This is a genomic window from Sphingobacterium sp. NPDC055346 (assembly GCF_053645235.1).
Genome location: NZ_JBSHMI010000008.1, coordinates 246,015 through 267,733 on the forward strand (window position 1 = coordinate 246,015; position 21,719 = coordinate 267,733).

22 protein-coding genes are annotated in these 21,719 nt (G+C 38.9%); 13 read left to right on the top strand and 9 right to left on the bottom strand.

Annotated features, from left to right (window positions below; translation table 11 throughout):
• Positions 1-132: 132 nt before the first annotated feature.
• The 5 genes from ACWICE_RS16865 (at position 133) to dnaJ (ending at position 3,920) form a co-directional block, all read left to right on the top strand.
• On the top strand, positions 133-1,149 hold the full coding sequence (locus tag ACWICE_RS16865; protein WP_454298841.1) for an acyl-CoA reductase: 1,017 nt from the start codon (positions 133-135) through the stop codon (positions 1,147-1,149).
• A 60-nt stretch (positions 1,150-1,209) separates the two neighbouring features.
• Positions 1,210-1,413: a fructose-6-phosphate aldolase gene (locus tag ACWICE_RS16870; protein WP_185212162.1), complete on the top strand. Its 204-nt coding sequence runs from the start codon at positions 1,210-1,212 to the stop codon at positions 1,411-1,413.
• A 6-nt stretch (positions 1,414-1,419) separates the two neighbouring features.
• The gene (locus tag ACWICE_RS16875) at positions 1,420-2,103 is read left to right on the top strand and encodes a cell division ATP-binding protein FtsE (protein ID WP_185212163.1); all 684 of its coding nucleotides are present in this window, start codon (positions 1,420-1,422) and stop codon (positions 2,101-2,103) included.
• Between the two features lie 134 nt (positions 2,104-2,237).
• On the top strand, positions 2,238-2,759 hold the full coding sequence (locus ACWICE_RS16880) for a nucleotide exchange factor GrpE (protein ID WP_185212164.1): 522 nt from the start codon (positions 2,238-2,240) through the stop codon (positions 2,757-2,759).
• Between the two features lie 9 nt (positions 2,760-2,768).
• The gene (dnaJ, locus tag ACWICE_RS16885; RefSeq protein WP_093096560.1) at positions 2,769-3,920 is read left to right on the top strand and encodes a molecular chaperone DnaJ; all 1,152 of its coding nucleotides are present in this window, start codon (positions 2,769-2,771) and stop codon (positions 3,918-3,920) included.
• Positions 3,921-4,055: 135 nt separating this feature from the next.
• Here dnaJ and kdsA read toward each other — a convergent pair whose 3' ends face one another.
• Positions 4,056-4,871: a 3-deoxy-8-phosphooctulonate synthase gene (gene kdsA, locus ACWICE_RS16890; RefSeq protein ID WP_185212165.1), complete on the bottom strand. Its 816-nt coding sequence runs from the start codon at positions 4,869-4,871 to the stop codon at positions 4,056-4,058.
• Positions 4,872-4,877: 6 nt separating this feature from the next.
• Positions 4,878-7,067, bottom strand: coding sequence for a DNA helicase RecQ (gene recQ / locus ACWICE_RS16895; protein WP_185212166.1), 2,190 nt, complete (start codon positions 7,065-7,067; stop codon positions 4,878-4,880).
• 109 nt (positions 7,068-7,176) lie between these two features.
• On the opposite strand from recQ, the gene ACWICE_RS16900 reads away from it, so the two are divergent.
• The 4 genes from ACWICE_RS16900 to ACWICE_RS16915 all read left to right on the top strand — a co-directional run bounded on the left by ACWICE_RS16900 (position 7,177) and on the right by ACWICE_RS16915 (position 10,457).
• The gene (locus ACWICE_RS16900; protein ID WP_185216350.1) at positions 7,177-8,142 is read left to right on the top strand and encodes a KpsF/GutQ family sugar-phosphate isomerase; all 966 of its coding nucleotides are present in this window, start codon (positions 7,177-7,179) and stop codon (positions 8,140-8,142) included.
• A gap of 112 nt (positions 8,143-8,254) precedes the next feature.
• Positions 8,255-8,629: a DUF1573 domain-containing protein gene (locus tag ACWICE_RS16905; RefSeq protein ID WP_093096571.1), complete on the top strand. Its 375-nt coding sequence runs from the start codon at positions 8,255-8,257 to the stop codon at positions 8,627-8,629.
• Between the two features lie 145 nt (positions 8,630-8,774).
• Positions 8,775-9,974, top strand: coding sequence for a pyridoxal phosphate-dependent aminotransferase (locus ACWICE_RS16910; RefSeq protein WP_185212168.1), 1,200 nt, complete (start codon positions 8,775-8,777; stop codon positions 9,972-9,974).
• A 189-nt stretch (positions 9,975-10,163) separates the two neighbouring features.
• On the top strand, positions 10,164-10,457 hold the full coding sequence (locus tag ACWICE_RS16915) for a hypothetical protein (RefSeq protein ID WP_093096576.1): 294 nt from the start codon (positions 10,164-10,166) through the stop codon (positions 10,455-10,457).
• Positions 10,458-10,504: 47 nt separating this feature from the next.
• On the opposite strand, the gene cmk is transcribed toward ACWICE_RS16915, so the two are convergent.
• From cmk to yihA, 5 genes are all read right to left on the bottom strand, one after another.
• Complete coding sequence (gene cmk / locus ACWICE_RS16920) at positions 10,505-11,194, bottom strand: (d)CMP kinase (protein WP_185212169.1); 690 nt, start codon at positions 11,192-11,194, stop codon at positions 10,505-10,507.
• Positions 11,194-11,607 carry a hypothetical protein gene (locus ACWICE_RS16925; RefSeq protein WP_185216352.1) on the bottom strand — a complete coding sequence of 138 codons (414 nt, stop codon included), beginning with the start codon at positions 11,605-11,607 and terminating at the stop codon, positions 11,194-11,196. The genes cmk and ACWICE_RS16925 overlap by 1 nt, the downstream gene beginning before the upstream one ends.
• Positions 11,608-11,613: 6 nt before the next feature.
• Complete coding sequence (gene topA, locus ACWICE_RS16930; RefSeq protein WP_185212171.1) at positions 11,614-14,007, bottom strand: type I DNA topoisomerase; 2,394 nt, start codon at positions 14,005-14,007, stop codon at positions 11,614-11,616.
• A 95-nt stretch (positions 14,008-14,102) separates the two neighbouring features.
• Positions 14,103-14,954, bottom strand: coding sequence for a UbiA-like polyprenyltransferase (locus tag ACWICE_RS16935; protein ID WP_313259289.1), 852 nt, complete (start codon positions 14,952-14,954; stop codon positions 14,103-14,105).
• Between the two features lie 3 nt (positions 14,955-14,957).
• On the bottom strand, positions 14,958-15,569 hold the full coding sequence (gene yihA, locus ACWICE_RS16940; RefSeq protein WP_454298842.1) for a ribosome biogenesis GTP-binding protein YihA/YsxC: 612 nt from the start codon (positions 15,567-15,569) through the stop codon (positions 14,958-14,960).
• 104 nt (positions 15,570-15,673) lie between these two features.
• Between yihA and ACWICE_RS16945 the strand changes: the two genes are divergently transcribed.
• The 4 genes from ACWICE_RS16945 to ACWICE_RS16960 all read left to right on the top strand — a co-directional run bounded on the left by ACWICE_RS16945 (position 15,674) and on the right by ACWICE_RS16960 (position 20,342).
• Positions 15,674-16,579: an ABC transporter ATP-binding protein gene (locus ACWICE_RS16945; RefSeq protein ID WP_454298843.1), complete on the top strand. Its 906-nt coding sequence runs from the start codon at positions 15,674-15,676 to the stop codon at positions 16,577-16,579.
• Between the two features lie 14 nt (positions 16,580-16,593).
• A complete protein-coding gene (locus tag ACWICE_RS16950) occupies positions 16,594-17,910 on the top strand; it encodes an ABC transporter permease (RefSeq protein WP_454298844.1) in 1,317 nt (438 codons plus the stop codon).
• Between the two features lie 109 nt (positions 17,911-18,019).
• A complete protein-coding gene (nhaA, locus tag ACWICE_RS16955) occupies positions 18,020-19,204 on the top strand; it encodes a Na+/H+ antiporter NhaA (protein WP_185216353.1) in 1,185 nt (394 codons plus the stop codon).
• A 547-nt stretch (positions 19,205-19,751) separates the two neighbouring features.
• Entirely contained in the window at positions 19,752-20,342 is a 591-nt protein-coding gene (locus ACWICE_RS16960) for a riboflavin synthase (RefSeq protein ID WP_454298845.1), read from the top strand.
• Positions 20,343-20,356: 14 nt separating this feature from the next.
• Here ACWICE_RS16960 and ACWICE_RS16965 read toward each other — a convergent pair whose 3' ends face one another.
• Together ACWICE_RS16965 and ACWICE_RS16970 are read right to left on the bottom strand one after the other, a co-directional pair.
• Complete coding sequence (locus ACWICE_RS16965; RefSeq protein ID WP_454291207.1) at positions 20,357-21,298, bottom strand: hydrogen peroxide-inducible genes activator; 942 nt, start codon at positions 21,296-21,298, stop codon at positions 20,357-20,359.
• A gap of 124 nt (positions 21,299-21,422) precedes the next feature.
• Complete coding sequence (locus tag ACWICE_RS16970; protein WP_237235784.1) at positions 21,423-21,704, bottom strand: hypothetical protein; 282 nt, start codon at positions 21,702-21,704, stop codon at positions 21,423-21,425.
• Between the last annotated feature and the right edge of the window lie 15 nt (positions 21,705-21,719).

Genomic DNA, 21,719 nt, shown 5'->3' on the forward strand with positions numbered 1-21,719 from the left:
AATTTTGCACTTTCAAAGGTAATACTAAAGCTATATACTCAAAAATAAAAGTATACAAAATTAGTAGTTATTTACTTTGATATGGCAAATATACGGCAAAAAAAACACAGATTAATTATAAATAGTAAGATTTTGACAAGAGAACAAAGAATAAACGCCTTCGTAAAACTCGGACAATTCCTTCAATCTGATGAGTTGAAGAACTCTCCCATCATTGATTCAGCAGTTCATAAAAATGCTTGGTATACCAAACCAAATATTTTGCAACAGATCCATGCCATTGCGCAAAATCTGACCCATGATCAATTGGAGAAATGGCTTAAGGATGTTCCTAATCAGGATATTGATAAATCTGTAGGCTTGGTATTGGCCGGAAATCTTCCCTTAGTCGGATTTCATGATATCATGTGTGTGCTATTGGCTGGGTTTACGGCCAAAATCAAAGTTTCATCAGATGATGCCGGCTTAACAAAATTTATACTGGATCAATTAATTGAAATTGAACCTCAATTTGCCAAGAAGATCCAATTACTGGATAAGCTAGAGAATTTTGATCTTGTCATTGCTACAGGAAGCAATAATTCAGCGCGTTATTTTGAATATTATTTCGGTAAAAAACCGAATATTATCCGAAAAAACAGAAACTCACTTTCTGTGCTTTCTGGAAATGAGACTAAAGAACAACTACAGGCCCTAGGACATGACATCTTTGATTATTTCGGTTTGGGATGCAGGTCTGTTTCAAAAATATTCATCCCAGAAGGTTATGACATTGCAAAGCTTTTGGACAACCTAGAATCTTTTCATTCCATAAAAGATCATTCAAAATACAACAACAATTACGATTTCAATAAGTCAATCTATTTGATCAACAAGAACAAACATTTTGACAATGGTTTTCTATTGTTAAAGGAAGATGAAAGCCTAGCCTCTCCCCTTGCTGTCGTTCATTTTGAATACTATAAGGCTAAGGAAGATGTAGAAAAATACATCCTAGCCCACAAAGAGGACATTCAATGTGTAACTAGCGATATGGATCTCCAGGTAGCTGACGTTCCTGTATTCCCATTTGGTGCAAGCCAATACCCGGCATTAGATGATTATGCAGACAATGTAAATACATTAGACTTTTTATTGGCAAACCAATAATTAGCTTTTATTGTCGTTATATGAGTGTGAATTCGTAAAAAATTATAATTTTGTTTGACTATGTATGTTATTAAGGTTAAAGGTGTAGCAAAAATTCCAGATTATGTTCAATTAAGGGACGATGCATTTACGCTTTTGGCTTATTTCCGCGTGGATAGACCCGACAAATCATTGGAAAAAATCGGTCTTGCTGATAAATCCGAATACATTATGGATGTTGTTCGTGAATTACCATTTGGCCAAATAAAGAAAATCGACTTATAAATTACCATGAGAGAGACAAATACGGTTATCAAACTTAAACATGTAGATATCTATCAACAAAAACACCTTGTACTTTCAGATGTTAACTTAGACATTGCCCAAGGAGAATTTTTATACCTTATTGGACAATCTGGTTCAGGAAAAAGTAGTTTATTGAAAATAATCTATGGAGACCTGTACATCGCGAATGGCGAAGGGATGATTGCTGGATTCGACCTGAAAAAACTTCATGAAAATGATGTCCCATACCTAAGACGTAAATTGGGAATCGTTTTTCAAGATTTCCATTTATTGAACGACCGTACAGTTGAAAAAAACCTAGAGTTTGCCCTTAAAGCTACAGGTTGGAAGGAAAAGGCTCAGATCGAGAACAGAATCATCGATGTGTTGGAAAAAGTTGGACTTCGTTCGAAACTGAAGAAAATGCCTCATGAACTTTCTGGTGGTGAGCAGCAACGTGTCGTAATTGCCCGTGCATTACTGAACAACCCTGAAATCATCCTTGCCGATGAGCCAACAGGGAATTTAGACCCCGCTACATCCGAAGAAATTGTATTGTTATTACGTGACATCGCTTCCTCTGGAACTGCTGTCCTGATGGCAACGCACGATTACCAAATTATTAGAAATATGCCTGCACGCATCCTGAAAACAGCAGATGGTGCGTTGCATGACAATGTCAGCATCTAATAGCTGACAATACCATTTAAATCCGACAATTTTGCTAACGAAACCAGTAAACACTGACAGCATGTCGGATTTTTTTTGTTGGCAAAAAAATTGATGGATGCCATGTTAAGGTTACTTAAACTAGATATTAGGAGATGATAAACGAGAACGAGAATATTCAAGACCCAGAAATGAACAATTCGGAGGAAAATGTAGAGCAAGGTTCTGCAGCTACCGAAGAACTTACCAATAAGTTAAACGAATCCAACGATAAATATGCAAGATTGTTTGCTGAGTTTGACAATTACAAAAAGAGAACTGCAAAAGAAAAGATTGATTTAATGCAATCAGCTGGTAAGGATGTAATCTTAAAATTATTACCTGTAGTTGATGATTTCGATCGCTCCCTAAGCTTTATGAAAGACGTGCCTGCTGATGACCCAATGAAACAAGGCATTGACTTGGTTTATCATAAGCTTAAGAAAACCATGGAACAATTAGGTGTAAAGGAAATCGATGTTATTGGTCAACCTTTTGATCCTGAATTCCAAGAAGCCATAACCCTCATCCCTGCACCTACCCCAGATTTAAAAGATAAGGTTATCGATGTTATTGAAAAAGGTTATACTTTGAATGACAACGTAATCAGATTTGCGAAAGTAGTAGTAGGCCAATAAATATAAAAGATGTCAAAAAGAGATTATTACGATGTCCTTGGTGTAACCAGAACGGCAGAAGTAACAGAAATAAAAACATCATATCGTAAGCTAGCCATCAAATACCATCCAGATAAGAACCCTGGAGACAAAGAGGCTGAAGACAAGTTCAAAGAGGCTGCTGAGGCATATGAAGTCCTGAGCAACCCTGAAAAAAGAAGACGTTATGACCAATTCGGACATGCAGGCAACTCTGCTTCTGGATATGGTGGTGGCGGCATGAACATGGATGATATCTTCAGTCAATTTGGAGATATCTTTGGTGGTGGCAACCCGTTTGAAAGCTTTTTCGGAGGCGGCGGCGGAGGTACTCGTGGCGGACGCCGTGTACAACGCGGAACAAACCTGCGGATCAAAGTAAAACTTACCCTTGAAGAAATTGCAAAAGGAGTTGAGAAAAAGGTAAAAGTAAACAAACAGGTAAAATGTAATACCTGTGATGGTACTGGTGCCAAAGACAAAAACTCGTACCATACCTGTAACACCTGTGGTGGTTCTGGTTCTGTAAGACGTGTAACCAATACTATCCTTGGTCAGATGCAAACCACAAGCACCTGTCCTACCTGTAATGGTGAAGGTGTCGAAATCACTGCCAAATGTACTTCTTGTAAAGGCGAAGGTTTAGTTCGTGGTGAAGAGACCATTTCAATCAATATTCCTGCAGGTGTAAGCGAAGGCATGCAACTGTCCATGAGTGGAAAAGGTAATGCTGCACCACGTGGTGGGATCCCTGGTGATTTGATCATCCTGGTTGAAGAAGTCCCTCACGAAACGCTTAAACGCGATGGCATCAATGTCATCTATGATCTTTATATCAATTTTGCTGATGCTGCTTTAGGCACGAGCGTAGAAATTCCGACCATTGATGGCAAGGCAAAGATCAAGATCGAACCAGGTACTCAAGGTGGTAAGATCCTCCGTCTAAAAGGCAAAGGTCTTCCAGAAGTAAATTCCTACCACAAAGGTGACCAATTGGTTTATGTGAATGTGTGGACTCCAAAAACAGTTTCAAAAGAAGAAAAAGAACTTCTAGAAAAACTTAAGAACTCTGCTAACTTCAAACCACAACCTGGTAAAAGCGAAAAATCATTCTTTGAGAGAATTAAAGAGTATTTTGAATAGTAGATGTGAGATTTGAGATCTGAGACATGAGATATTAATTTGAATAGAATTTCTACTATCGCTATACTCAAATCTCCTATCTAAAATTTAAGACATAAAAAAAGCTGGTTTTAATAAACCAGCTTTTTTTATGTCTTAAAGAATCGCTTCCCTTATCCTTTGCAATTTCACCAGCAGATCTTCTAACAGATCCAGGTGGAGCATATTTGCACCATCAGATTTGGCATTTGCAGGATCAGGGTGAGTTTCAATAAATAGACCATCAGCACCGACTGCAATGGCAGCTTTAGCAATTGTCTCAATCAATTCCGGTTTACCGCCTGTCACTCCTGAACTCTGGTTTGGCTGTTGCAAGGAATGCGTGCAGTCCATAACCGTAGGAACATTAAAAGATTTCATAACTGGTAATCCTCTATAGTCTACGATCAAGTCCTGATAACCAAAAGTATTCCCACGGTCGGTAAGAACAACTTTAGGGTTTCCAGCATCTTGAACCTTTTCTACAGCGAATTTCATCGATTCTGCTGATAAAAACTGTCCTTTCTTAATATTAACGACTTTTCCAGTTTCTGCTGCAGCAACCAAAAGGTCAGTCTGTCTACATAGAAATGCAGGAATCTGCAACACATCCACGTACGCAGCGGCCATTGCAGCCTCCTGACTTTCGTGAATATCTGTTACGGTAGGTATGCCAAAGGTCTTCCCTACTTTCTCCAACACCTTCAATGCTTTTTCATCCCCGATTCCAGTAAAGGAATTTCCTTTCGAACGATTTGCTTTACGATAAGATCCCTTAAAAATATAAGGGATGTTCAGTTTATCAGTGATATTTACGATTTTATCCGCTATACGCAAAGCGATCTCTTCACCTTCAATGGCACAAGGTCCTGCCATCAAAAAGAAAGAAGAAGAGTTGCCATTTTTTATTTCTGGCAAATATGTATTGATCATATAATTTTAATTACCTAGTTCCGACATAAATTTGATGCGCATCAGTTGGATATCCTCAAAGGAGTAATCTTCCTCCCCCAATTCATCCAATGCAGTTTCGATAGCATCATTCTCTGCAGTTTTGAAATAATCATAGACCTCATCTTGACGGTCCTGATCGATCATTTCATCTACAAAATAACCAATATTCAGTTTGGTTCCTGAATTTACGATAGACTCCACCTCACGCAAAAGATCTTCATAACTGATTCCTTTTGACGAGGCAATATCTTCCAAAGAGATCTTTCTATCGATATTCTGGATAATAGAAACTTTTAAGGCAGATTTATTGGCCGTGCTCTTGATCACTAAATCCTGAGGCCTATCGATATCATTATCCTCCACATACTTTTTGATCAGTTCTACAAATGGAGCCCCAAACTTCATGGCTTTCCCGGATCCAACACCTTGGATTTGTTTCAACTCATCAATGCTTACCGGATAATGGGTGCACATTTCATCCAATGAAGGATCTTGGAAAATAACAAATGGTGGCAGCGACTTCTGTTTAGCGATCTTCTTTCTAAGATCCTTTAACATTTTCAGCAACTCGGCATCCAATGCACCTGCCTGAGCAGAACCTTCTTCTGAAGAGTCTGATTTTGACATTTCCATCGGTTTATTTAAGATAAACTTCAATGGATACGGATTATTGATATACTTATTACCACCTGAAGTCAATTGCAATAGACCATAGTGATCAATATCCTTCTTGATAAAATCAGCTAATTCTGCCTGGCGGATCAAGGAATTCCAGAAATTCACTCCTTGCTCCTTCCCAGTACCAAATAAGGCATGGGTATCATGTTTATATTTCGAAATAGGCTGATTGTTCTGTCCAATCAACACATTGATTATATGCTGATCATCAAATTTATCACCCTGCTCTTTTATAAAATTCAGTACAGTCAATAAAGGCTCCTCGGCATCGAAATAGGTCTTTGCCGATCGACAATTATCACACATGGAATTACATCCAGTTTCGTCAAACTTCTCCCCAAAATAATGGAGGATCTGCTTCCTTCGACAAACAGCCGATTCAGAATAATCAATCACTTCCTTCAAAATCTGAGTGCCGATTTCCTTTTCCGAAACGGGCTTATCTTTCATGAACTTGGTCAGCTTCTCTACATCTTTTTCAGAGTAGAAAGCCAGACAGTAGCCTTCCCCGCCATCACGTCCAGCACGACCAGTTTCCTGATAGTATCCTTCCATTGATTTTGGGATGTCATGATGGATAACATATCGGACATCGGGTTTATCGATCCCCATTCCGAAAGCAATCGTCGCTACGATCACTTCAATATCTTCCATCAAAAACTTATCCTGTGTATCAGCACGGGTTTTTGCGTCCAAACCAGCATGATATGGAAGGGCTTTAATGCCGTTGATGTTCAATACCTCAGCTATCTCCTCCACCTTCTTACGGCTCAGACAGTACACAATACCGGCCTTTCCTGCATTGTTTTTAATAAAACGAACGATCTGCTTAATAACATCTTCTTTAGGCCTCACTTCATAGTACAGGTTCGTACGGTTAAAGGAAGACTTAAACAAGGCTGCATCATTCATCTGTAGGTTCTTACGGATATCAGACTGAACCTTTGGAGTAGCGGTGGCCGTCAATGCGATAATTGGAATATCCTCACCAATTTCATTGATGACTTGACGGATCTTACGATATTCCGGTCTGAAATCATGTCCCCATTCTGAAATACAGTGCGCCTCATCAACGGCCACAAATGAAACTGTTATGCTCCTTAAAAAGTTAACATTTTCCTCTTTGGCCAAAGATTCAGGTGCTACATACAAGAGCTTGGTTTTCCCTTCTTGCACGTCCTGTTTTACGCGTTGAATTTCATTTTTGGTAAGGGAGGAATTCAAAAAGTGCGCGATGCTATCTCTACCTCCAAAAGCGCGTACCTGGTCGACCTGATTCTTCATCAAAGCAATAAGCGGTGAGATTACAATTGCAGTCCCTTCGCTCATCAGAGCCGGCAACTGATAACAGATTGATTTCCCGCCACCTGTAGGCATTATGACGAATGTATCCTTCCTGTTCAGAACGTTCGTAATAATTGCTTCCTGATCGCCTTTAAAAGTGTCGAACCCAAAAAAATCTTGAAGATTGTCGAAAAGTGATTTTTCTATTTCCATTGACTATGCAAAATAAATAGATGTAATAACGGTATGAATAATACGTGTTAAATAATGTATTTTTGTAGCGAACACATCATATTTATATATAAAATTAAGGAAATATTACGTGAAAAACAATATAGATATCAAATCGTTGGCACAGAGCACATTTGAACTTGAAGCGGCTAACGTATTGGCTCTATCTGAAAAAATCGACAGCGATTTTGTAGAGGTAATTGAGAAGATTTTGACGCTGAAAGGTAGGGTAATATTAACCGGAATCGGAAAAAGCGCAATCATCGCTCAAAAAATTGTCGCAACCCTAAATTCCACTGGCACTCCTGCCATTTTTATGCATGCCGCAGATGCCATTCACGGTGACCTTGGAATCATCCAAAAAGATGACCTTATCATCGCGATTTCAAAAAGTGGCAATACACCGGAAATCAAAGTTCTGGTCCCATATCTTAAACAAACAGGGAACATCTTAGTAGCCATGGTTGGAAACCATGAATCCTTCCTTGCTGAACAAGCGGATTATATTCTGGACACCAGCATTACGAGAGAAGCTTGCCCTAATAATTTAGCCCCAACCACCAGTACTACAGTTCAACTTGCTATGGGTGATGCCATTGCTGTCTGTCTGCAGACCAAAAGACAGTTCACCGATCAAGATTTCGCTAAATACCATCCAGGTGGCGCTTTGGGAAAACAACTATATCTAAAAGTTAGTGACCTTTCTGATCATAACGGTGTCCCAATGGTAGCTGCAGATGCAAATATCCGTTCCGTATTGATCAGTATTACCGAATATAGACTTGGAGCAACCGTGGTCATTGAAAACGAAAATATCCTTGGAATCATTACCGATGGCGATATTCGTCGGATGTTAGGCAAATATGAGGATGTTTCTGGCCTTCAGGCAAAGGATATCATGTCTTTAAATCCTAAAACCATAGACAAAACTGAACTGGCAGCAAATGCTCTTCACCTCATGCGCCAGAATAGTATCTCCCAATTGGTGGTTACTGACGAAGGAAAATATGCAGGCATTATTCACCTGCAAGACATTTTAAAAGAAGGTATTATCTAATATCAAGATTGTAAAATTCTTGTGTGTTTATTTCAAAATCTCACTAAAGAATCGTATTCTTATAAAAATGGTCTTAGATTTGATTGAATAAAGCAACGAAAAAATTGAAACGATGAAAAAGATTACAAGTATATGTGCAGTATTGATTGCATTTATTAGTTTGACTGCGATGGGAATGTTTGCTGCAGAGTTTAAATTTGACAAAGAAACCCATGACTTCGGAAAGATTCCTCTGAATAAACCGGTTTCTCATGAATATAAATTCAGCAACTCGGGAGATGAACCAATCATTATTTCAGATGTACAACCAACTTGTGGATGTTCTGTAGCAGAATTTACCAAAACTCCTGTTAAACCAGGAGAAGCGGGAACCATTAAAGTAACTTTCAATGCAGCTGCTAAAGGTCCTTTTACAAAATCATTTATTGTAAAATCAAATACCAAAACACCTGTTAAAACGCTTACTATCAAAGGTATCGTAGAATAAGGAAAATGACGTTCAGAATGAAACAATTCTGAGAAAAAATAAAAATATCATGGAAAGCCGACCTCAAGAGGACGGCTTTCATTTTTTAGGACAAGCTCAGTTTTATTTGTATTTTTGTAAAGATTGAAAACATAATAAAATTATAATGCCAACTATTTCTCATAAGGGCATCAATATGCCTGCATCGCCTATTAGAAAACTAACTCCTTTTGCCGATCAGGCAAAAAAAGATGGAAAGAAAATTTACCATTTGAACATAGGCCAACCTGATATTGAAACTCCTGAAGTCATGTTAAATGCTTTAAAAAACATTGATTTTAAAGTTTGGGCTTATACTTCATCTGAAGGGACTCTTTCATACAGAACTAAATTAGCTGAGTATTATAATAAGATCCATTATAACATCACTCCTAACGACATTTTGGTTACCAACGGTGGATCGGAAGCAATTACCATTGCGATGCAAGCTTGTCTGAACCCAGGTGAAGAAGTTATTATCCCTGAACCTTTCTATGCCAACTATAATGGCTTTGCATGTTCAGCAGACATTATCGTAAAACCAATCATGTCTGTCATAGACAATGGTTTCGCATTACCTTCCATTGCAGATTTTGAAAAAGTAATTACAGAAAAAACTAAAGCAATTGCAATCTGTAATCCAAATAACCCTACTGGATACCTGTATTCACGCGAAGAGCTGGAGGCATTAAAAGAATTATGTCTGAAACATGATCTTTACCTATTCTCTGATGAAGCTTATAGGGAATTTTGTTATGATGGCCGCGAATTCATTTCCCCAATGCAATTAGAAGGTCTTGAACAAAATGTAGTGGTATTTGATACCGTTTCTAAACGCTATTCCGCTTGTGGAGCAAGGATCGGATGTATCATCACCAAAAACAGAGAACTTTACTTAACGGCATTGAAATTTGCTCAAGCTAGACTTAGTCCTTCATTGGAAGGTCAGATCGCTGGAGAGGCTGCAGTAGATACTCCTGATAGTTATTTTGAAGCGGTATCCAAGGAATACACTGCAAGAAGAGATACATTGGTCAATGGTCTTAATAAAATTGATGGTGTCTTCTGCCCTAACCCAGGCGGTGCGTTCTATGTCATTGCAAAACTGCCAATCGATAATGCAGATAAATTCTGTCAATGGATGTTAGAGAAATTTTCTTACAACAATGAAACAGTAATGATGGCTCCGGCAACTGGTTTCTACTCCACTCCTGGAGCAGGATCGAATGAAGTCCGCTTAGCTTACGTCTTAAACCAAGATGACCTTAAAAAAGCATTGGTTTGCTTAGAAAAAGGTCTAGAAGAATATCCGGGTAGAACAATTTAAGTTTATACCTAAATCAATTTCGAAGGTCGCTAGTTAAACTAGCGACCTTTTTATTTTTCCGCACATACTTATCTTAATAATTACATAAACAACACTTATTAAAACACTGCATTTCAGCTATTTATAAAAAATATACAACAATTTGCAATCTTTGGCGTTTATAATAGTAGAAACTAATGAATAATATATATGGATAAATTAAAGAAATTCGAATTAATGGAGAAAATATCCAGAGAATTAGAGGACATTAGAAATAGCCAGCAGGCTGTTTTAGAAAAAATCGCAAAAGTTGAAATTGACAATATAGAGTTAGGTGATAAAACTATCGAAAGCAAAATCCCTGATATCTATCAGCGAACTGCAGACAACTCTGAAGCTATTCTGGAGATCCTCAATTCCTTCCAGGAAAAAACAGATGACTTTGGAAGTAAAAATAATATCGATCAGTTGAAACAACAACAGGAAATCGATAATATGAAATAATAGAAAAAGGCCTCAATTTGAGGCCTTTTTCTTTATATATCTTTTCCCTAGGATTGGGGCAATTCTATTTTATCCTTTACCAATTGAATCACAAAATTCAACTGCTCAACCTGGTTCAGTTCCGAATTATCCAGTACGATGGCATCTTCAGCCTGTCTTAACGGACTTTCTTCCCTGGTACTGTCAATATGATCGCGATGTGAAAGGTTTTCTTTCACCTCCTCCATCGTCAAAACCTCCCCTTTTGCTGACAGTTCCGCAAATCTTCTTTCCGCGCGAACCTGTGGGCTTGCCGTCATAAAGATCTTTAGGTCTGCCTGCGGAAATACCGTAGTCCCGATATCCCTACCGTCCATCACGATATTCCTTTTCTTTCCCAAATCCTGCTGTTGTTTGACCATAGCCTTACGAACAGCCTTCAATGCACTCACTTCAGAAACATATTCAGAAACTTCCATCGTTCTGATTGCGTCTGAAACGTCATTACCGTTCAGTAAGATTTGGGTCTTTTCAGGATTCGGAATAAAATCTATATGGATGTTTTCCAAAGCTGTAGACACAGCCTCCTCATCATTGATATCGATTTGGTTCTGTTGAATATATAGGGTTACTGCCCTGTACATTGCACCACTGTCGATAAAAACAAAGTTCAATTCTTTCGCCAATGCTTTTGCAACTGTACTCTTTCCGCATGATGAGAAACCATCAATAGCAATTACAAAATTCTTCATAACCATTAGTTGGTTCCTCCAATCATTACACCGGGTTTATTTACCAAAGGAATCTTGATCAGATTCTCATCAACGATACTTTCTGGTAAGAAAACATATTTCTTGTCATAAATAGTACCGTTTATATAATAACTCAACCAATATTCATTGGTCAAACCGAAAACCTGAGGATCGATCGCTTCAATTTTTTGAGAAGTCTTGGCTTCCATATCACCAATGAAATGTCTCAAAATGGTCGTTTTCACTTCCTTTCCATCCTTTATACCATACCCTTTTGAGGAAACAAGTACATTCTGGATGGCAGCTTTTTTTTCATTGATCAAATAAACATTCCAAACCTTTGTAGTCGGAGACTCAGTTTCCAGAACAACGGCAACCGAGATATCTTCAACTTTATTTAAAGGTAGATCCTTCTTCATTTTATCCTATTTCTTTTTAGCAGTAGCTTTCTTAGTCGTTGTCTTTTTTGCTGTTGTTTTAGTCGCTTTCGTTGCTTTGGCAGCTTTTCTCGCCGATGGCGATTTACTGTCTTCCTCAGCCCATTTCAGTACGTCCGCATAAGTGATCTTCTCAACTTCTGTACCTTTAGGGATTTTTAGGTTCTGCTTACCAAAACGAACGAATGGTCCCCAGCGTCCATTTTCTATCTTAGCCTCTGGGTTTTCATCAAAAATCTTGATGACTTTATCCTTATCTTTCTGACGTTTTTCCTCGATGATCTGGATTGCCTGATCTTGCTCTACATCCAATGGGTCCAACCCTTTTGGCAAGGAATAGAAACTGCTGTTGTGACGGATATATGGCCCAAAACGACCAATAGCAACTGTCATTTCTTTCCCTTCAAATTCCCCCACTTTTTTAGGAAGCTTGAACAATTCCAAGGCTTCTTCTAAAGTAATGGTTTCGATCATTTGACCTTTACGTAATGAAGCAAAAACTGGTTTTTCTTCATCGTCCGCCGTTCCAATCTGAACCAATGGTCCAAAACGTCCTACACGAACCGAAATCGGTTTGCCCGATACGGGATCAACACCAAGTTCACGTTCATGGGTAGCACGATCGGCATTATCTAATGTATTCTGTACTTCCGAATGGAATGGACCATAGAAATTGGACAGCATATCGGTCCACTCCTTGAATCCTTGTGCAATCTCATCAAATTCCTTCTCTACTTTCGCCGTAAAATGGTAATCAACGATTCCTTTGAAATGTTGAACCAAGAAATCGTTCACCAAAACACCAATATCCGTTGGGAACATCTTATTACGCTCAGCCCCGGTAATTTCAGTTTTGGTCTGTGAACTTACCTGGCCGCCATTTAAGGTAAGGATCCTGTAGGCTCTTTCCTTCCCATCACGGTCTTCCTTTACCACATAGCCTCGGTTTTGAATCGTCGAAATGGTAGGTGCATAAGTCGAAGGACGACCAATACCTAATTCTTCCAATTTCTTAACCAATGAAGCTTCCGTAAATCTTGCCGGAGGTCTAGAGAACCTTTCAGTGGCATGCATGATCTCTAATTTCAGATCCTGTCCCTTACTTAACGGTGGAAGGATGGCATTATCTGAATTGTCCAAATCAATTTCATCGTTATCATCATCGGAAGATTCAAAGTAAACCTTCAGGAAACCATCAAATTTCATGACTTCTCCTGTTGCTACTAGATCTTCAGTTCTGCTGGAAATAGAAATCTTAGCAGTCGTTTTTTCAAACTCTGCTTCACTCATCTGCGAAGCAATCGAACGCTTCCAGATCAGTTCATATAATCGCTTCTCCGAATTATCCCCATCAATCGTATGATCGTTGAAGTAAGTCGGACGAATTGCTTCGTGAGCCTCTTGGGCCCCTGCACTCTTCGTACGGTATTGACGTAACTTATGGTACTTTTCCCCATAGGCATTGATAATCTCAGCTTGTGCGCCCTGTAATGCCGTGTCAGATAAGTTTACCGAGTCAGTACGCATATAGGTAATACGTCCAGCCTCATATAAACGCTGAGCGACCTGCATGGTTCTAGCAACTGAAAATCCTAATTTCCTGCTCGCCTCTTGTTGTAAGGTCGAAGTGGTAAAAGGTGCAGATGGAGTACGCTTTGATGGTTTTGTCTCTAAACTCTTGATCTGGAACACAGCATTGGCACAATCGTTCAGAAACTGATTAGCTTCCTCTACTGTGGCAAACCTTTGTGGCAATTCTGCTTTGAAACGATCCTTGGCATTGCCAGTATTAAATATGGCAACGATCTTGAATGCAGCTTCTGCATTAAATTTATTGATATCCCTTTCGCGCTCAACAATCAATCGAACCGCTACGGATTGAACCCTTCCCGCAGAAAGTGAAGGCTTAACCTTTCTCCATAAAACCGGAGATAGCTCAAAACCAACTAACCTATCCAATACACGGCGTGCTTGCTGTGCATTGACTAAGTTAAAATCTATCTTTCTTGGTGATTCTATCGCTTTTAAAATGGCTGGCTTGGTAATCTCATGGAAAACGATACGTTTGGTTTTATCATCCTTTAATCCCAAGGTCTCAAATAAGTGCCAGGAAATAGCTTCCCCCTCACGGTCCTCATCGGACGCTAACCATACTGTCTCTGCAGATTTCGCTAACTTCTTTAACTCACTGACCAAAGCTTTTTTATCCGACGGAACCTCATATTTCTGTTTGAAATTATCTTCCGTGTCAATCGCGTCATCGGTTTTCACCAAATCACGGATGTGACCATAACTGGATTTTACTAAAAAATCTTTGCCTAAATATCCTTCTATTGTTTTAGCCTTTGCGGGTGACTCGACTATCAATAAATTTTTTGCCATTTAAATTCTTTGATTTGATGCAAAGAAAACGATTTCAAAATGGAATGCAAATTCTTTTTTATCCCCAATGGCAAAAAAGTGAGTACAATCATTTATCATTTAATCCAAATATCCAGTAAATAAAACACTGCAAAAACCACGGAAGCAATGCCATTGGTGGTCATAAATGCTCGGTCTACCTTACTTAAATCTGTCGGACTTACGATTCGATGCTGATAAATTAATAATGCCGCATAAAAGGCAACACCTATATAATATAAGGTGCCGACCGGCATATATAAAACAGGTAAAAGCACAAATATAAAGGACAGGACATGAAGCACTTCAGAGATCCTTAATGCCGTCTTTCCTCCAAAATTTGCCGGAATCGAATTCAACCCATTCGCCTTGTCAAATTCTTCATCCTGCAAAGCATAAATTATGTCAAAGCCACTGACCCATGTCAATACGGCCAATCCATAAAAAATCGGTACGATATTAAACTCCCCTGTAACGGCTAAATATGCACCAACCGGCGCCAAACCTAATCCTACCCCTAGAACAATATGACATAAAGGAGATATTCTTTTCATATAGGAGTAGAACAAAATCACGAACAAAGCTATTGGTGACAGCACTAAGCACATGAAATTGATGAAATAACATGCAACCATAAAAACAATACAGTTTATTACCGTAAATAATAAGGCCTGCTTGGGACTGATCCGCCCCGCGGGAATATCTCGAACAGCCGTTCGTGGATTCAAAGCATCAATATCCCGATCCAAATACCTATTAAATGCCATGGCCGCATTCCTTGCCGTCACCATACAGACCAACATCAAAAGGAACAATTTCCATTCAAATTGATAATCCGTCGTATGGATAGCCAAGAAAAAACCGATGATAGCAAAAGGAAGAGCAAATATACTATGTGCAAAGAGCACCAAGGACATATATTTTTTCATAAACTAGCTAAGTGGAGAAACAAAGTTATTGTTGATTTCACCTATGGTCTGTAATACATCCTCACAACCCAATTTTGTCTCTGCAGAAGTCAAGATATGTGGAGGCACTTCCTCAAACCAAACCTTCAATGCCTTTCTGAATTTGGCGATATTTTGATCCGCTTTGACACCCGAATGCTTATCGGCTTTCGTGAACAACAAAAAGAATGGTATCCCCTGCTCCCCTAACCAATAACAAAAATCCAAATCTATCTTCTGTGGCTCATGTCTACTGTCAATCAAAACAAATACACATTGCAAATTTTCACGCTTCGTCAAATATTCACGGATGAATTTCTCCCAGGTCGCACGGTTCTTTTTGGAAGTCTGAGCAAATCCATAACCCGGTAGATCGACCAAATACCACTCATCATTAATGATAAAATGATTGATCAATTGGGTCTTACCAGGTTTCTGTGAAGTTTTAGCCAAGCCCTTCCTACGGGTGATTGCATTGATCAAAGAAGACTTCCCTACATTCGACCGACCAATAAAGGCGTACTCCGCTTTATCCGCCTCAGGAAGCTTATTGACATCTGTATTACTGGTTAAGAATTCTGCTCGATTGATATTCATAAGGCAAAGGTACGATTAAAAACGCTTTTATTTCTTATCAGAATAATACCTAGACCGCATTCAATTCAAGAAAAATTCATAATTTCATCAACAAATCCATATATATGCTCGAAATTAAGAATATTGTTAAGCAATATGCCAATCATAAAGCATTAGACGATGTTTCCATACATGTACCTTCCGGAAAAATATTTGGCCTATTAGGCCCCAATGGCGCAGGAAAAACATCGCTGATCCGAATAATCAATCAAATTACAGCGCCCGATGCAGGACAGATCCTCTTCGATGGCCAGCCATTGAACTCTTCCCATATCGGTAGAATCGGCTACCTACCGGAAGAACGTGGTCTCTATAAAAAAATGCTCATCGGTGACCAAATGATCTATCTTGCCCAATTGAAAGGCCTTAGCAAAAACGAAGCGAAAGAAAAGATCAAATACTGGTTTGAAAAATTGAAAATAGAAAGCTGGTGGGACAAAAAAGTAGAGGATTTGAGTAAAGGGATGCAGCAGAAAGTACAATTCGTTGCAACTGTCCTGCATGAACCTGATCTCATTATCCTAGACGAACCTTTCTCCGGATTTGACCCCGTAAATGCCCAGGTTATACAAGATGAAATCCTTGAACTCAATAAAAAGGGAGCCACCATTATTTATTCCACCCACCGCATGGAGTCTGTGGAAGCCCTATGTGATAACATAGCACTCCTAAATAAATCAAAGGTTATACTAGAAGGTTCCGTTAAGGAAATCAAGAATAATTATAGAAATCAAACCTATAAGATCGAATACAGCTTGAAACCAGAAACCGAGCGCATTCAGCTCGACCCAACTTTATGGCAAATCATGGAAAACGAATCCAACGGCAGCAATGCCCTCACTATCCAGGTTCCTGAAGACAAATCCTTAAATGATGTATTGACCCATTTGATTCCTCAGATCGAAATCCAACAGATCTTTGAAATCATCCCTTCCATGCACGATATCTTTATTGATAAAGTAACTAAATAACAGCCGAAAAGTATATGAACAAGATATTATTAATCATACAAAGAGAATATTTAAGTAGGGTCAAGAAAAAATCCTTCCTGCTCACTACTTTTCTGGTGCCTCTATTTTTCATAGGGATGTATGTTGGTGTATTCTTTTTGACCAAAAAGAGTTTTGAAGACTCCAAAGCATTGATATATGTAGTCGACAACACTAAAGAAGTCGGTCAACAACTCAAGAATACAGATCAGATTACATTTACCCAATCCACCCAAGAACTCAATCAGCAGATCCAGGAAATCAAGGACCTTGATGGAAATACCAATATCCTCATGATCCCTGATGACTTTTATCAAACCCACCATATTGAATTCCTTTCTTCCGGAAAACCGAATATTGGCACCAAATCCGCAGTAGAATCACAACTGGAGGATATCTTGCTAAATTATCAGTACAAGGAACTCAATATAGACGCCTCCAAGATCAAAAGCATCGACACCAAGATCAAGACTGCTGCTAAAGAAATCACAGCCTCAGGTGAAGCCAAAGACAGTGATACAAGGATTGCAATGGGAATTGCCATGGCGCTCTCCGTATTGATCTATTTATCCCTTTTCCTTTATGGAGCCCAGGTGATGCGGGGAATTATTGAAGAAAAATCAAACCGGATCATTGAAGTCATTATTTCTTCTGTCAAGCCCTTCCAATTGATGATGGGAAAGATAATCGGGATCGGCTTGGTAGGCATCACCCAATTCGCCCTTTGGATTATCCTAAGTTTTGGATTGATCAGCATTGCTTCCAATACCTTGATCGATAAATCTGACTTTCAAAAAGAAATGATGCAGAATGCGCCACAAGGTGCTGAAATCCAAATGGACAATAATTCCATCATTACTGAAATCAGTACTGCAATGGACGCTGTAAATATCCCAGAACTTTTGATAACGTTCTTCCTGTTCTTTATTGGAGGATATATGCTTTATAGCGCACTGTTTGCAGCAGTGGGTTCAGCTGTAGATAATGAAACAGAGGCCAATCAGTTCACGATGCCCATTACAACACCTTTATTATTGGCCTACATCCTATCTTTCGGCGTACTGGTGAATAATCCGCATGGTCCAATTGCGACTTGGTTGAGCTTTATCCCGCTGACCTCCCCTATTGCTATGCTGGTTAGGATTCCTTTTGGCGTGCCAACTTGGCAAATCATCGTATCCTTTATCCTCCTCGTCGCCGGATTTATTTTCACGACTTGGGTTGCGGCAAGGATATACCGTATCGGTATTCTGATGTACGGCAAGAAAGCCAGCTTTAAGGAACTTATTAAATGGTTCCGATACAAAAGTTAGCAACCAAAAAGATACATTTTAAAAGCCCTTCTGAAAGTTAATTTTAGGAAGGGCTTTTAAATTTTTTATACCTTTACCATCGCTGTAATTAAATACAAACAGAATTCAAATGACTGATAAAATTAATCTGTCGGTATTCAAGAAGTTCTTCTCCTCGAATACATCCGGCGGTATTCTACTTTTTTTATGTGTTGTGATCTCCCTGATCATTGCAAACACCTCCTCCTCAACCGCATTCAATGAGCTTTTACAAGTTAAATTAGGTTTCGAAAACGAAACCATCCAACTACGCTACAGTCTTAAGCAATGGATTGATGATGGTTTGATGGCCATTTTCTTTCTTTTGGTAGGCCTGGAAATAAAACGTGAACTGGTGGAAGGCGAACTTTCCTCCCCTAAAAATGCAATATTGCCTATTTTGGCTGCTGTTGGTGGTGCCATTGTTCCGGCCGTAATCTATACCATTTTTAATCATGACCAAGCTTCACATCACGGTTGGGGTATTCCAATGGCAACTGATATTGCCTTTGCTCTGGCCATTATATCCCTACTCGATAAACGAGTTCCACCAAGCCTGAAAATATTCCTGGCTGCCTTGGCCATTGTCGATGACCTCTTGGCAATCTTGGTCATTGCCATCTTTTATTCTACGGAACTGCATTACACCTATTTGCTATACGCCGCAGGTATTACCGGATTATTGGTAGTTTTCAATCGTACCGGTGTAAAAAGCGTTTGGGCCTATATTATCCCAGGACTCTTCATTTGGTACTTTATCCATCACTCTGGAATCCACGCTACCATTGCCGGTGTATTGGTTGCCATGACCTTGCCAACAACACCGGATGCAACAGAATCCCCATTGGAAAAACTGGAACATGCGTTGGCAAATCCAGTAAATTTTATCATTATTCCTCTTTTTGCCCTGGTCAACACCAATATTACCATCCATAGTGAAATGGTCCACGGCCTCAATACACCACTTGGGTTAGGAATTATCCTAGGCCTCTTCTTCGGAAAGACCATTGGAATCTACCTGACCACCTGGATCTGTGTAAAAACCAAATTGGCCAATCTCCCAGATATGGCCGGATGGAAACACATGATCGGCGTAGGTATGTTGGGTGGTATTGGATTTACCATGTCTATCTTCATCTCCATGCTTTCCTTCAAAGACCCTGTATTTATAGAAGAAGCAAAATTCGCAGTTCTCATAGGTTCATTAATATCAGGTACTTGCGGGTATTTATACCTATCCTTTGTGGCAAAAAAAGATAAATTTAAAGTTGATTAAAAAATAGACGTTACAACGTCCTTTTTGCATATATATTAAAAGAATGCGCGCTTATATAAAATAATATGCGCGCATTCTACTTTTAATAAATATTATATTCAATCGGATTATCGTTATGGGAAATATTAAGCTACAGATATCTGGAAATTTATAAGGAAAAAAGGCCATAAAAAAAATAAAGCTTGAGTCAATCGGGCGACTGCTCAAGCTTTAAAAAATAACCTCTTTTATGAGGTAATCAACCTAAACCTAAGACAAAGATAGAGATTTACTTATATAAATTCCAAATTTATTGAAGGATTTAAACCGTATTCTTGTATATAAAATATTTAACTTGTTGGAAATCAGGAGAATAAAATTAAAAAAATAAAGGTTTTCAAACGGGGAGAATGAAAACCTTTAATAACCAATTATAAACCTAAATTATGATACCACAAAGATAGTGTACATTTTACACATATGCAAATCTTTTTTAAAATATTTTTTCAACCCTGCCCGTTTAGGAAGAAAATTGTTTATATTATATTTGAAAAAAACATTCAGAAATATGTTTACAGGCATTATAGAAACTTTAGGAACGGTTAAGAAAATTGAGTTGGAACAAAGCAACATTCATTACTTCATCGAATCGCCCATATCCCCTGACCTTAAAATCGACCAGAGTGTTTCCCACAACGGCGTATGTTTAACAGTGGTCGGTATTGAAGAAAATACCCATCAGGTTACGGCAATTAATGAAACACTTGAAAAAAGTAATCTAGGAAAACTCAAAGTTGGCGATATAGTGAATCTTGAAAGATGTGTCAAAGTGGATGGACGATTGGATGGACATATTGTTCAAGGCCACGTGGACCAAACCGCCATCTGTACCGCCGTTGAGCCTCAGGAAGGAAGTGTCGTATATACTTTTGAATATGATGCCGCTTTGAATAACCTGACTGTAGAAAAAGGATCCATTACCGTAAATGGCATCAGCTTAACAGTAGTGAATTCTGGCAAGAATAGCTTTTCCGTAGCAATTATCCCCTATACACTGGATAACACCAACCTCAAAACCATCGAGATTGGTTCCACCGTCAATCTGGAATTTGATATCCTTGGTAAGTATGTAAGCAAACTGCTCGCTATGAGACAATAAAAAAAAATGGGCTTTTATATTGAAAAGCCCATTACTTCTTTTTTGCGTTTTGTCTTAAATTTCTCCGGTACAATATTCAGGATTTCATTCTTCAACATGTTTATCGCATGTTTCTTGACGTAATTCTGCGGTGTCACCAAGCTGATCTCCCGCACTGGCTCCGGATTCCGGAAATAGCGAACATGCGCCAATTGGTCTTCATCATAGTTGGAAATACTCATCTCTGGAAGGATCGTCAGACCGCCATTGAGATCTACCATCCGCTTCAACGTTTCTACACTGCCCGTATTATAATCAAAGGTACCTTCTTTGGATTGGTTGTGCTTGAAATTACAGATATTCAAGACCTGACCCCGCATACAATGTCCTTCATTCAATAACCATAGCTTTTCACTGGAAATATCCTCCACATTGATCATTTTCTTTTCATAAACAGAACTGCGATCCGATACATAGGCTACAAAAGTTTCATAAAACAACGGGATTTCTTGGATACCCGGATCATGTAATGGTGTGGAAAGGATACCACAGTCCAGTGTACCTATCTTTAATTCCTGAATGATCTGCTCCGTTGTATATTCCCAGATCTGCAATTTCAACTTGTTGTATTTCTTCATGAAATTCGAAATCACGTTCGGCAATAAATAAGGAGCAACAGTCGGGATTACCCCTATCTTTAGATCTCCAGCTAACTCGCCCCTTTCAGCTTGCAGTATCTCAGAGATCTTTTTGCTCTCCGTTAAGACTGTACGCGCTTGATCGATGATCTTTTCCCCAATTTCAGTGGGTACCACGGGCTGCCGACTTCTATCGAAAATCTTTACACCCAATGATTCTTCTAATTTTTGGATCTGCATGCTCAAAGTGGGTTGGGTTACAAAACATTTCTCAGCAGCAGCCACAAAGCTTCTATAGGTATCGACGGCAATTATGTATTCTAATTGGACTAGGGTCATGTTATAAATTTTAACTATACAAATGTAATGAAGTTATTATGCCATTTAGAATCCTAACTTAAAAAGGACATAAAACAAACAAAGCCCGGGAATCCCCAGGCTTTGTGTTAATCAACAGCTCATTTTAATGATGATGCTGCTTGTATTTCATTTCTAAATCTAAAATTATATCCCTCTTTTTACCTTCGATCAACGATAGGTTTCCGGCAACAAATACGCCCTTCTCCCCTGTCTTGGTATTCCGGATACCATAGACCGATGATTCATCTGCCGGATCTGACTCGCCTTCATAGCGATAAAGCACATCAATTTCATAAACTGCAGCCTCATCCGAAAGTTTATCAAACTCAACATTATAATCAATTGAATACCCATTCTTCGACAGATTATCTAAAGCTTCTGTCATTGTTGCATATTTAAA

Bases quoted from the DNA above. Each gene is read 5' to 3' on its own strand.
- ACWICE_RS16870 (WP_185212162.1), top strand. From the start codon at position 1,210: ATGTATGTTATTAAGGTTAAAGGTGTAGCAAAAATTCCAGATTATGTT.
- ACWICE_RS16875 (WP_185212163.1), top strand. From the start codon at position 1,420: ATGAGAGAGACAAATACGGTTATCAAACTTAAACATGTAGATATCTAT.
- ACWICE_RS16880 (WP_185212164.1), top strand. From the start codon at position 2,238: ATGATAAACGAGAACGAGAATATTCAAGACCCAGAAATGAACAATTCG.
- dnaJ (WP_093096560.1), top strand. From the start codon at position 2,769: ATGTCAAAAAGAGATTATTACGATGTCCTTGGTGTAACCAGAACGGCA.
- kdsA (WP_185212165.1), bottom strand. From the start codon at position 4,871: ATGATCAATACATATTTGCCAGAAATAAAAAATGGCAACTCTTCTTCT.
- recQ (WP_185212166.1), bottom strand. From the start codon at position 7,067: ATGGAAATAGAAAAATCACTTTTCGACAATCTTCAAGATTTTTTTGGG.
- ACWICE_RS16905 (WP_093096571.1), top strand. From the start codon at position 8,255: ATGAAAAAGATTACAAGTATATGTGCAGTATTGATTGCATTTATTAGT.
- ACWICE_RS16910 (WP_185212168.1), top strand. From the start codon at position 8,775: ATGCCAACTATTTCTCATAAGGGCATCAATATGCCTGCATCGCCTATT.
- ACWICE_RS16915 (WP_093096576.1), top strand. From the start codon at position 10,164: ATGGATAAATTAAAGAAATTCGAATTAATGGAGAAAATATCCAGAGAA.
- cmk (WP_185212169.1), bottom strand. From the start codon at position 11,194: ATGGTTATGAAGAATTTTGTAATTGCTATTGATGGTTTCTCATCATGC.
- ACWICE_RS16925 (WP_185216352.1), bottom strand. From the start codon at position 11,607: ATGAAGAAGGATCTACCTTTAAATAAAGTTGAAGATATCTCGGTTGCC.
- topA (WP_185212171.1), bottom strand. From the start codon at position 14,007: ATGGCAAAAAATTTATTGATAGTCGAGTCACCCGCAAAGGCTAAAACA.
- ACWICE_RS16935 (WP_313259289.1), bottom strand. From the start codon at position 14,954: ATGAAAAAATATATGTCCTTGGTGCTCTTTGCACATAGTATATTTGCT.
- yihA (WP_454298842.1), bottom strand. From the start codon at position 15,569: ATGAATATCAATCGAGCAGAATTCTTAACCAGTAATACAGATGTCAAT.
- ACWICE_RS16945 (WP_454298843.1), top strand. From the start codon at position 15,674: ATGCTCGAAATTAAGAATATTGTTAAGCAATATGCCAATCATAAAGCA.
- ACWICE_RS16950 (WP_454298844.1), top strand. From the start codon at position 16,594: ATGAACAAGATATTATTAATCATACAAAGAGAATATTTAAGTAGGGTC.
- nhaA (WP_185216353.1), top strand. From the start codon at position 18,020: ATGACTGATAAAATTAATCTGTCGGTATTCAAGAAGTTCTTCTCCTCG.
- ACWICE_RS16960 (WP_454298845.1), top strand. From the start codon at position 19,752: ATGTTTACAGGCATTATAGAAACTTTAGGAACGGTTAAGAAAATTGAG.
- ACWICE_RS16965 (WP_454291207.1), bottom strand. From the start codon at position 21,298: ATGACCCTAGTCCAATTAGAATACATAATTGCCGTCGATACCTATAGA.
- ACWICE_RS16970 (WP_237235784.1), bottom strand. From the start codon at position 21,704: ATGACAGAAGCTTTAGATAATCTGTCGAAGAATGGGTATTCAATTGAT.